This is a genomic window from Winogradskyella immobilis (assembly GCF_021887715.1).
In the GTDB taxonomy this organism is placed as follows: domain Bacteria; phylum Bacteroidota; class Bacteroidia; order Flavobacteriales; family Flavobacteriaceae; genus Winogradskyella; species Winogradskyella immobilis.
On the sequence record NZ_JAIQXX010000023.1, the window covers coordinates 26,363 to 38,441 of the forward strand.

The following is a 12,079-nucleotide window of genomic DNA, read 5'->3' on the forward strand; positions in this document are numbered from 1 at the left end:
ATATGAGTGTTAATTACCGTATAGATGTCGCTAAAAAGAACAGAAAATTATTAGAAGGATTTATTGATAATTTGTCATTAGAACAATTAAATAAAGTGCCGCAAGGGTTTAAAAATAATGTCATTTGGAATATTGCACATTGCATTGTTACACAACAACTTTTAGTTTATAAGAAATCGGGTTTAGATGGTATGCTTTCTGATGAGATGATTGCAAAATATAGAAAAGGTACTAAAACTGAAGGAGATGTAAGCCAAACAGAAGTTGACGAGATTAGAAGCTTATTGTACACTCCACTAGACCAAACAAACACTGATTATAATAATGGAGTGTTTAAAAATTATGAAGCGTATACGGTTTCTACAGGAAGCACACTAACCAAAGCAGAAGAAGCCATAGATTTTAATAACTTTCATGAAGGGATTCACTTAGGTTATATTTTAGCATTAAAAAAAGCATTATAAGGATATGGATTATTACGGTGTTGCATCAATATTAATTGTACTGTCAGCAGTATTTGGTTATATCAATGTTAGGTTTTTAAAATTACCTATTACTATTGGTTTAATGCTTATAACCATGGTTTTTACTGTAGTGGTTGTTGTTATCGGCCAGTTTGATGACACCTTGCTGGTAAGAGAAAAAGCATTTATATCTAATATAGACTTTGAAACTTTACTGTTAGATATTATGCTAAGTTTCCTACTCTTTGCAGGAGCATTACATACCAATTTTAATCAGTTAAAAGTTCAACGTTGGCCTATATTAATGTTTGCTACATTTGGTGTATTGATTTCAACATTTTTAGTAGGCATTGTTATGTTTTATGTATTGGGTTGGATGAGTTTTCCGGTTTCATTTATTAACTGCCTATTATTTGGAGCATTAATCTCGCCAACAGACCCAATAGCTGTTTTAGGAATTCTGAAAAAAGCTGGAGCACCAAAAAAATTAGAAACCAAAATAGTTGGTGAATCCTTGTTTAATGATGGAGTAGGAGTCGTTGTATTCTTAACTATTTTTGCTATTGCAAAAAATCCAGATGCAGCTATTGAGGTTTCTGAAATCTCACAACTCTTTCTTCAAGAAGTCTTTGGCGGCATTATTTTAGGCGGACTTTTAGGTTGGGTTACATACCGTTTAATGAAATCTATAGATAATTATGAGGTTGAGGTGATTATTACCTTAGCAGCAGTTATGGGAGGCACTTTATTAGCGCATGAGTTTCATTTATCTGCACCATTAGCTATGGTAACTGCTGGGCTTATTGTTGGTAACGATACTGTACGAGATACGGCTATGTCTGAAACTACAGAAACTTATGTAGATAAGTTTTGGGAATTGATAGATGTCTTACTTAATACAATGCTTTTTGTAATGATTGGGATGGAAATGTTAGTGTTATCTTTTGAGAAAAATTATTTATATGCAGGTTTATTGGCCATACCTATATTATTAATGTGTCGTTATATTTCACTTTGGTTACCAATTAAATTCTTTGCCAAACGTCTCGATTTTGTGCCTAAAACCAATTTAATAATGACTTGGGGAGGTTTACGCGGAGGAATTTCTATAGCATTAGCATTGGGATTAACTAGTACAATGAACAGAGAGTTGTTTTTGGTAATGACTTATCTTATAGTTATTGTATCAATTATAGGACAAGGTTTAACCGTAGGCCCTATTATTAGGAGGATTACAAAACCTAAGTCTAGTTAATTTTTAGATAGGGATTTGCTTCCTCAAAAGGAATAACAAATTCTGTAAAACCTTGATTGAAGGTAGAAACTTCATAGGTATTATATAATAACACAATACCATCTTCACTAAACCCTATGTTCTCTGGTAATTGAAATGATTTTCCAAAAAAGAATTCTGATATAGAAGTAGATTCGGAATCGTTTTTAATAGATTTTATAAAATAAGTTTCCGCTATAGATTTAAAACCTTCTATATCATTAATAATATTTGAATGGTCGTACAATGCCCCTGTTTCAGTATTAAAATTTAAAAGTTGAATGGTATCATTACCATGAGCGCCACCAGTATCTGAATAGACATTAACAACAATAGTAATAATTTCTTCAGATTGATAAATTACTTCAGTTTCTATATGAAGCTCCCAAACATGCTCATTGTTAGAAAAATCATTTACAAAGGATGTATATTCATTATCAAAAGCTAATACGGCATCTTTAATTGTGGTTTGGTTTTCAGAATTAGGAATTAAAGCAGCAATTTTATTTTGAAGCGTTGCATTTATTTTATTAGAAATAGCATCATTACCATCAACTTCATTAAAAGAGATCTCACTATTAATTTTTAAATCTTCAGAAATAACCTCTGTTTTAAAAACAAGAGGTTTAACTTCATTATTGCAAGAATAAAAAAGAGAGATGATTATTATAGAAAAACAGAAATTTTTCAAAAAAATGAGATTTGGTTAAACATTAATTAAAGATATTACTATGATTTGAATACAACGAATTATAAAGTAAATTTGTTGCACATCAAAAGATACAAAACTTAATAAGTAATTATATAACTTGAAGCCTAAGAGGTTTTAATAGATAAATAATTGTATGAAATTCAACACCAAAATAATACACGGAGGACAAAAAATTGATCCGGCATATGGATCTGTAATGCCACCAATTTATCAAACCTCTACCTATGCACAGTCAACACCTGGTGGACATAAAGGTTACGAATATTCTCGTACTCATAATCCAACACGTAACGCTTTAGAAAATGCATTTGCAAGTATAGAAAACGGGAATTATGGTTTAGCTTTTGGCTCTGGTTTAGCTGCAATTGATGCAATTTTAAAATTGCTAGAACCAGGAGATGAAGTTATTTCTACTAGTGATTTGTACGGAGGCAGCTATCGTCTATTCACCAATATTTATAAGAAATTTGGAATTAAATTTCACTTTATAGGTATGGAAAATGCCATTAATATTGAAAACTATATCAATGACAATACAAAACTCATTTGGGTAGAAACACCAACAAACCCAATGATGAATATTATAGATGTAAAAGCAACAGCTACTATTGCCAAAAAGTACAATGTATTACTTGCCGTAGATAATACATTTGCAACACCATATTTACAACGTCCTCTAGATTTAGGTGCAGATATAGTAATGCATTCTGCCACAAAATATATTGGAGGTCATAGCGATTTAGTTATGGGAGCTCTTATTGTAAGAGACAAAGATTTAGCAGATCGTTTATACTTTATACAAAATGCAAGTGGTGCCATTTGTGGACCACAAGATAGTTTTTTGGCATTAAGAGGTATTAAAACATTACATGTGCGTATGCAACGCCATTGCGAAAATGGAAAAGCAGTTGCAGAGTATTTAGCAAACCATCCAAAAATTGAAAGCGTGTATTGGCCAGGGTTTAAAGATCATCCAAATCATGATATAGCAAAAACACAAATGGACGATTTTGGCGGGATGGTTTCTTTTGTTACCAAAGGGAATAACTATGATGAAGCAATTAAAATTGTAGAAAATCTTAAAATCTTTACACTGGCAGAATCTCTTGGTGGAGTAGAATCCTTAGCTGGTCATCCAGCAAGTATGACGCATGCAAGCATACCAAAAGAGGCACGTGAAAAAACAGGAGTTGTAGATGCTTTAATTAGGTTGAGTGTTGGCATTGAAGACAAGGAAGATTTAATAGCAGACTTGGAACAAGCAATAGGATAAGTATTAATCTAAATAATAGATATACCCAAAATTTAACCAAATTAAAACATCGTTAAATTTATTAGAAGGCAATTCATGATTAAGACCATCAATCCAATCACTAAAATAATATTGAAATCTAAGATCTAACATTAAATCGGATAGAATAGTTAATTTATAACGTACACCAACACTAGAGACTACGGACCAAGCATTTATAACATCAAGATCTATAGGAAAATCAGGGCTTGCATTTATCCACGGCTGAAAAATATTATCTGGGTTAAAAATATCTCCATCTCCAAAGCTTGTAAATCCTTTAGGACTCGATGTAGTAAAATGTGTTCCTAAACTTATAAATGGCGCCCAAGCTCCTCTATGAGAAGAAAAAGCTCTAATGCTTAACGGAAAAAACTCAAGCTGCATACCAACATCAAAATTATTAGCTTCACCAGAATGTGCTCGTAAACGATCAGAATTAATACTTGTCATAGATGGATCTACCCAACGACCAAAATGATCTAATTGTGTTTTATTCCATGAAATTTCACTTCGTAATTTAAAATGATCATTAAAGTAAGTGTCGGCAGTATAACAATTACAATCAGAACGATAAGAAAAATTAATGTAATGGACAATCCCTATACCAATACCTGTATTACCTATGTTATTTTCTTCATTAAGGCGTTGTCCAAAATCAGACCTAAATTGTACGGGGCCAGCAATGACGCCGATTTCATGAGAGAAACCTAATTGCGCAAATGCATTTTGTAGTATAAAAAATAAACTACAAATGGTAAGTGATTGCTTAAGATTAAGACTCATAGGTGTATTTAAGATTTAGGCATTCTATAGCAAATATATAAAAACTCGACGAAATACAAAATAAATCCGTTAAAATGTAAATTTATTGTGCGTGTATTCAAATTTAAGTTCAAAAATTGAATTCTAAAAATTATTGATAATATTAAAAATATAAATTGTTTTTTTTAGAGATAATGTATCTTTGTGCCTTTAAAATGAGAATTCACTAATAATAATTCATATGCAAGATAAAATCGAATCTTTTTTAAACCTTGTAAAGCAACGAAATGGTAATGAACCAGAATTTATGCAAGCAGTGCATGAAGTTGCTGAAACAGTAATCCCTTTTATTGAAGAAAACCCACAATACCAAGGAAAAATGTTATTAGAACGAATGGTTGAACCTGAACGGACTATTATATTTAGAGTGCCTTGGATTGACGATAATGGAGATACTCAAGTAAATAGAGGATTTAGAGTAGAATTTAACTCGGCCATAGGACCTTATAAAGGAGGATTACGTTTTCATCCATCAGTAAACCTAAGTATTTTAAAATTTTTAGGCTTTGAACAAGTATTTAAAAATTCATTGACAACGTTACCTATGGGAGGCGGAAAAGGTGGTTCTGATTTTAACCCAAAAGGAAAGAGTGATAATGAAGTAATGCGTTTTTGTCAGTCATTTATGTCAGAATTGTTTCGTCATATTGGTGGAAATACAGATGTTCCTGCTGGAGATATTGGAGTAGGAGGCCGTGAAATTGGATATATGTTTGGTCAATATAAAAGACTAAAGAATGAATTTACAGGTGTATTAACAGGTAAAGGAATGTCTTATGGAGGATCTTTAATTAGACCAGAAGCTACAGGCTATGGTTGTGTGTATTTTGCTAAAAATATGTTAGCAACAAAAGGAGATTCTTTTAATGGCAAAACAGTAGTTATTTCTGGTTCTGGTAATGTAGCACAATATGCATGTGAAAAAGCAACAGAACTTGGAGGAAAAGTGATTACAATGTCTGATTCTTCTGGTTATATATACGATGCAGATGGTATAGATTCAGATAAATTAGCTTTTATAATGGAGCTTAAAAATGTAAAACGAGGAAGAATACATGAGTATGTTGAGAAATATACAAATGCGTCATTCTATAAAGGAGAACGACCTTGGACAGTTAACTGTGATATAGCTTTACCTTGTGCCACACAAAATGAATTAAATAAAGAAGAAGCTAAAGCTTTAGTAAATAATAATGTTATAGCAGTAGCTGAAGGAGCAAATATGCCAACCACTCCAGAAGGTATAGAAATCTTACAAAATGCTAAGGTGTTATTTGCGCCAGGAAAAGCTTCTAATGCCGGTGGTGTAGCAACATCTGGTTTAGAAATGAGTCAGAACTCATTACGTTTTAATTGGACTAGAGAAGAAGTAGATGCTAAGCTTAATCAAATTATGAATGATATTCATGCTTCATGTGTTACTTACGGAACTCAAGCAGATGGAACTGTTGATTATGTAAAAGGAGCAAACATTGCAGGTTTTGTAAAAGTAGCAGATGCAATGTTAGCACAAGGAGTTGTTTAACATCAGTTTATTATAGATATAAAAGCTTCTACTCTTAGTGTAGGAGCTTTTTTTATTTTACATATGATATCTTTAAAAATACCGTTAGTAATAGATATATTTGAATAAAATTTATAAAATGCTAAAACGGTACATTCTCGTTTTTTATATAATTTTCCTTACTTCATTTTCAATTGAGGCTCAAGATTTTTCGGCATTATGGGAAGGTCATTTTTCATATTTTAATGTTATAGATGTTACTCGTAGTAACACAAAAATATTTGCAGCTTCAGAAAATGTTATTTTTAGTTATGATGTTAATACTAATGAAGTAGAGACGATAACCACTATAGATGGATTATCTGGTAATATTATAACCACTATAGAATATGATTTAGAAAATAGATTACTACTTATTGGTTACCAAACAGGTCTAATAGAAATTTATTTTGAATCGGATGATAGTGTGCTTTCTGTAGTTGATATATTAGAGCAAGAAACAATAGCTCCATCTCTTAAAGTTATTAATGATTTTAATGAACATGAAGGATTAGTTTATATTTCTACAGATTTTGGTATTGTAGTGTATGATCTTCAGCAGTTAGAATTTAGAGATACATTTATTATTGGCGATAATGGAAATCAAATTCCTGTTGAAAAAACCACCGTTTTTAATGATGCTATATATGCGGCGTGTCCTAACGGGAATGGTATTAGAAAAGGGTTATTGTCAAACCCTAACCTTATAGACTTTCAGCAATGGCAAACTATTGTTAATGGAAGCTTTGTTTCTATTGAACAAGCAGAGAATAGACTGTATAGTTTAAGAATTGATAGGGTTTTATTTGAAATTGTTAATGATGTTTTAAATCAACGTTTAACATTTAATCGCCTTCCTATTGACACAGAAGTGTCAGACAATCAATTACTTTATACAACTACTGATGATGTGTTTATATATAATTCTAACGCAACATTAATAACTCAAGTTAATCAAACAGAAGAGTTTGAGACAGAGTATACTTCTGCAATTACTTTAGGAGAAGATATTTTTGTTGGCACAAATTCTTTTGGGGTTTTAAATACAACTTCGGGAAATTCACAATCTTTTTCAGAAATTAGACCTGAAGGACCTTTGTTTAATTCAGGTTTTAAAATTGAAGCAGGTAATAATGAATTGTGGATGACTTATGGGTTATACGATCAGTTTTTTGTACCCAGAAGTAGAAGAGATGGAATTAGTTATTTAAGAAATAATTCTTGGAGAAATATACCTAATGATAGCTTATTTAATCCAAGGGACTTAAATTATATCAGTATTAACCCATTAAATACAAATCAGGTTTTTGTGAGCTCATATAATGATGGTCTATTAGAAATTAATGATGTGCAAGCAACTACATTATTTAATAATACCAATAGTCCGCTAGAATCTTTAGTACTTCCAGGATCACCAAACTTTTTTAGTATTAGAACAGCAGGCACTACTTTTGATACCGAAGGGAGAATATGGTCTATAACAAGTAGAGTAGATTTTGCATTACGTGTTTATAACCCATCTAATGGGCAATGGCAAAGTTTCGATTTTAGTAGTTTAATTGAAGACGCTTTACTAGATGAATTAGGGTTCTCAGATATCGTTATTGATAGAAATGGCACCAAATGGATTGCAGGATTTACAAATGGAGTTATAGCCTATAACGAAAATCTAAGTGAACCTATTAAAAATATTCGTACAGAAGATCAAGGTTTACCAATAGAACATATAAGAGCTTTAGCTATTGACAGTTCTAATCAATTATGGATAGGTACTGATTTTGGCCTGCGTGTTTTGTTTAATACATCAGGTTTTTTCGAAGATCCAAATCCAGTAGCACAACCAATTATATTTTTAGAGAATGGAGTTGCTAGAGAATTGTTAGAAGATCAGTTTATTACAGATATTATAGTAGATGGGTCAAACAGCAAATGGGTAAGTACAACAGATTCGGGAGTATTCTATTTTACACCAGACGGACAAACTACTATTTTCCATTTCACGACTGATAATTCTCCATTACCAAGTAATTCAGTTACAGATATGTCTATAGATAGTGGTAATGGTACAGTTTATTTTGCAACCGATAGAGGATTAGTCTCTTTTAGAGCAGGAGGATCTTCACCTGAAGAAAATCTCACAGATGCTCATGTATTTCCAAACCCTGTTCGACCAGAATATGAGATATTAGGATTTAGTGATTTAAATGATATTACTAAAGGAATAAAGATAGCCGGACTAACAGAAAATGTAAATGTTAAAATAACTGATATTGAAGGCAACTTAGTTGCCGAAGCACAATCTAGAGTTAACAGAAGAAATTCAAATCTGGGATTTAATTTTGCTATTGATGGAGGTACAGGGATTTGGAATGGTAGAAACTTAGCCAATAATATTGTAGCCTCAGGTGTATATCTTATTTTAATTTCAGATTTAGATTCTTTTGAAAGTAAAGTTTTAAAACTTCTAATTATAAGGTAATTATAATGCTTATAAAGACTAATATAATTGTATTAAATAAGCTAAAATATAAAGATTATGACCTTATTATAAGAACTTACACAGAACATAGAGGCGCAGTTAGCTATATAGCAAAAAACGCGCTTAAGCCAAGTAAAACAAATAAGGTTAAAAGTGTTTATTTTCAACCCTTAATGCAGCTTTCTATAGAAGAGAACTATAGGTCTAATCAATCTTTGCAATATTTTAAAGATGTAAAATCAAATTATATATACCAGAGCCTTCATACTAATGTATATAAAAGTGCCATTGTTTTGTTTTTATCCGAATTACTGGCTATGGTACTTAGAGAAGAAGAGCAGAATAAAGATTTATATCATTTTTTAGAAACAGCATTTCAATATTTAGATACTGAAGAGCATTTTGCAAATTTTCATTTATTATTTCTTTTAAAGTTAACACGTTATCTCGGTTTTCAACCAGATATGCCCAATGAAAATAGTAAATCTTTTAATTTGCAAACAGGAAGTTTTGAAGCTTATTCAAAAGCTTCGTATTCTGTTTCTGGAAAAAGTTTAACACTCCTAAAAAGGCTGTTAGGCATAAATTTTGATGAATTAAATACCATAAAAATAAATGCTGCAGAACGGCACGATTTTTTAAATATGTTATTGTATTATTTTGAATTACATTTGGGGGATTTTAAAAAACCAAAATCTCTTAAAGTACTTAGCGAGATTTTTCGTTAATTACCTAATAAATCTCTTGAAGAAGATTAAATGTCGAAGACAAAGACTTACTATATATTTTATTTTCTAGCTCTTTTTATAACTATAAGCGCATCTGCTCAAACTGTGACAGTAAAAGAGAAAGGAAATAATCAGCCTATTTCTGGTGTAACTTTATATAATTTAAAGAAAACAAAATCTGCAATTACAGATATAAATGGAAAAGCACAATTAGATGTTTTTGAAGATGATGAAACCATTTTCTTTCAGAATTTTTTATTCTCCAAAGTTCAATTAAAAAAATCGGAGGTAGCAAATAACAATTATATAGTCTACATGGTTATGTCTATTGAAGACCTAAATCAAGTGGTTATATCTGCTTCTAAATTTGAGCAAAGTAGACGAGATATTCCTCAAACAATCGTAAGTCTAGATGCTGAAGAGATAGGCTTTGCTAACCCACAAACAAGTGCAGACTTATTAGAAGGCACAGGAAATATTTTTGTGCAGAAAAGTCAACTAGGTGGTGGAAGTCCTATAATTAGAGGGTTTTCTACTAACCGATTATTAATTAGCGTAGATGGTGTACGTATGAATAATGCCATTTTTAGAGGAGGTAATCTTCAAAACGTTATATCCATAGATCCTTTTACCATACAAAATACAGAGGTAACTTTAGGTGCTGGCTCTGTAGTTTATGGGAGTGATGCTATTGGAGGTGTAATGAGTTTTCATACAAAAAAACCGCAACTGTCCTATAAAGATGAAGTCTATACAAAAGCAAATGCAGTATTGCGTTATTCTACAGCAAATAATGAAAAGACAGCACATGCAGATTTTAACATAGGTTATAAAAAATGGGGCTTTTTAAGTAGTATAAGTTATACAGATTTTGATGATTTAAGAATGGGAAGTGATGGTCCTGATGAATATCTAAGAACACGTTTTGTACAAAGAATTGATGGGGTAGATACTTTAGTAGAAAACCCAGATCCTTTAGTTCAAGTTCCAACAGGTTATGATCAAATTAATTTATTACAAAAGGTGAGATATGAGCCAGCTGATAATTTAAATTTTGATTTAGGGCTTTATTATTCTACAACATCAGAATTTTCTAGATATGATCGTTTAATAAGACCTAGTAATGATGGTGGCTTGCGTTCTGCAGAATGGGATTATGGGCCACAACGTTGGTTTTTAGGAAATATATCATTAACCAAGTTAAGCAGTAGGTCTAATTTGTATGATAAAATAAAAGCGACAACAGCGTATCAACATTTTGAAGAGAGTAGAATAGATAGAGATTTTCAATCTGATGATAGACGAACACGTATAGAAAATGTCGACGCTATTTCATTTAATTTAGATTTAGAAAAGAAATTAAATAGTACTTCGAGCTTATTTTATGGAGTAGAATATTTATACAACAAAGTAAGTTCAGAAGCTTTTACAACGAACATAAACACTAATGCTAATGCGCCAATATCAACGCGCTACCCAGATGGGTCAACTTGGCAATCTATAGCAGCGTATACTAGTTTAAAATATAAGCCCAATACACATTTTGTATTTCAAGGAGGATTGCGCTATAATCAAATAGTTATTAATGCAGATTTCACAGAAAACAATGTGTTTTTAGACTTACCATTTGATACTTCTAATAGTAGCCCAGGAGCTTTTACTGGTACTGCTGGTGTAAGTTGGATACCTAATGAAACGATACAATGGAATTTTAATGCCTCTACAGCATTTAGAGCACCAAATATAGACGATTTAGGTAAAGTTTTTGATTCCGAACCAGGATCGGTAGTAGTACCTAATGACGACTTAAAACCAGAATATGCTTATGGAGCTGAGTTAGGTTTAAAATTAAATTTTAGTAATAAAGTTATTTTCGATATCGCTACATATTATACTTTTTTAGACGATGCATTGATAAGAAGAGATTTTACTTTAAATGGACAACGCGAAATTATTTTTAACGGTGAATCAAGCAATATACAAGCCATACAAAATGCTTCTCAATCTGATATCTATGGATTTGAAATTGGGGCAGAAATCAATTTTACAGATAATTTAAAGTTGAGATCGCAATACAATGTTATAGGTGGATCAGAAGAAGGTGATGATGGAGAAGAAGTTCCTGTTAGACATGTAGCACCAGATTTTGGGAACACACATTTAATATGGAAGTATAAAAAACTAGAACTTGATGCTTTTGCAGTGTATAATGGGGAGCTGTCTTTCGATGAACTTTCGCCTTCGGAAAGATCAAAACCATTTTTATATGCTATAGACGAAAACGGAAATCCATTTTCACCATCTTGGCATACATTTAACTTTAGGGCACAATATCAAATTAACGAAAATTTTCAATTAACGACGAGTTTAGAGAATATTACAGATCAACGTTACAGAACATATTCTTCAGGAATTTCTGCTGCTGGCAGAAATTTTATTGTAGCATTGAAATATAGCTTATAAAACAGTTTTATTTTTTAATTGATTTTTGAGTTACAGTTTGCCCATTAGATAATAGCACTTTAGCAATATAAGCAGAAGTCCCTAGATTAGACAGGTTATAAATTTCAATAGAATTATCCCCATCTAAATCATAGATTAATCGACCTTGAAGGTCAAAAATTGTTACTGTATCTATAGTTAGATTACTGTTTTTAATGGTGAATTGAACATTTCCATCGGTAAGTTCAACAATAGATAACCCATTGTCTTGAATGATTTCATCATCCGTTGAAAGCGTATTATTTTGAAATACAATTTCAAA

Annotated in this window: 10 protein-coding genes; 7 read left to right on the plus strand and 3 right to left on the minus strand. The window is 31.6% G+C overall.

What is annotated here, in order from left to right; translation table 11 throughout:
* Window positions 1–2 precede the first annotated feature (2 nt).
* Window positions 3–464, plus strand: a complete 462-nt coding sequence (locus K8Z87_RS12735; protein WP_227477957.1) for a DinB family protein — start codon at window positions 3–5, stop codon at window positions 462–464.
* 4 nt (window positions 465–468) lie between these two features.
* Window positions 469–1,719 (plus strand): cation:proton antiporter, encoded by a 1,251-nt coding sequence (locus K8Z87_RS12740; RefSeq protein ID WP_227477958.1) that lies wholly within the window; start codon window positions 469–471, stop codon window positions 1,717–1,719.
* On the opposite strand, the gene K8Z87_RS12745 is transcribed toward K8Z87_RS12740, so the two are convergent.
* Window positions 1,712–2,428 carry a DUF3298 and DUF4163 domain-containing protein gene (locus tag K8Z87_RS12745; protein WP_227477959.1) on the minus strand — a complete coding sequence of 239 codons (717 nt, stop codon included), beginning with the start codon at window positions 2,426–2,428 and terminating at the stop codon, window positions 1,712–1,714. The genes K8Z87_RS12740 and K8Z87_RS12745 overlap by 8 nt on opposite strands.
* A 154-nt stretch (window positions 2,429–2,582) precedes the next feature.
* On the opposite strand from K8Z87_RS12745, the gene K8Z87_RS12750 reads away from it, so the two are divergent.
* Window positions 2,583–3,722, plus strand: coding sequence for a cystathionine gamma-synthase (locus K8Z87_RS12750; RefSeq protein ID WP_227477960.1), 1,140 nt, complete (start codon window positions 2,583–2,585; stop codon window positions 3,720–3,722).
* 3 nt (window positions 3,723–3,725) lie between these two features.
* Here K8Z87_RS12750 and K8Z87_RS12755 read toward each other — a convergent pair whose 3' ends face one another.
* On the minus strand, window positions 3,726–4,526 hold the full coding sequence (locus tag K8Z87_RS12755) for a THC0290_0291 family protein (RefSeq protein ID WP_227477961.1): 801 nt from the start codon (window positions 4,524–4,526) through the stop codon (window positions 3,726–3,728).
* Between the two features lie 220 nt (window positions 4,527–4,746).
* Between K8Z87_RS12755 and gdhA the strand changes: the two genes are divergently transcribed.
* The 4 genes from gdhA (at window position 4,747) to K8Z87_RS12775 (ending at window position 11,778) form a co-directional block, all read left to right on the plus strand.
* Window positions 4,747–6,090, plus strand: coding sequence for an NADP-specific glutamate dehydrogenase (gene gdhA, locus K8Z87_RS12760; RefSeq protein WP_227477962.1), 1,344 nt, complete (start codon window positions 4,747–4,749; stop codon window positions 6,088–6,090).
* A gap of 118 nt (window positions 6,091–6,208) precedes the next feature.
* Window positions 6,209–8,587 carry a type IX secretion system anionic LPS delivery protein PorZ gene (gene porZ / locus K8Z87_RS12765; RefSeq protein WP_227477963.1) on the plus strand — a complete coding sequence of 793 codons (2,379 nt, stop codon included), beginning with the start codon at window positions 6,209–6,211 and terminating at the stop codon, window positions 8,585–8,587.
* A 5-nt stretch (window positions 8,588–8,592) separates the two neighbouring features.
* On the plus strand, window positions 8,593–9,315 hold the full coding sequence (gene recO, locus K8Z87_RS12770; protein ID WP_227477964.1) for a DNA repair protein RecO: 723 nt from the start codon (window positions 8,593–8,595) through the stop codon (window positions 9,313–9,315).
* A gap of 105 nt (window positions 9,316–9,420) precedes the next feature.
* Window positions 9,421–11,778, plus strand: coding sequence for a TonB-dependent receptor (locus K8Z87_RS12775; RefSeq protein WP_317207427.1), 2,358 nt, complete (start codon window positions 9,421–9,423; stop codon window positions 11,776–11,778).
* A 7-nt stretch (window positions 11,779–11,785) separates the two neighbouring features.
* Here the strand turns inward: K8Z87_RS12775 and K8Z87_RS12780 are convergent.
* A partial coding sequence (locus K8Z87_RS12780; RefSeq protein ID WP_227477966.1) for a T9SS type A sorting domain-containing protein occupies window positions 11,786–12,079 on the minus strand: 294 nt, incomplete at its 5' end.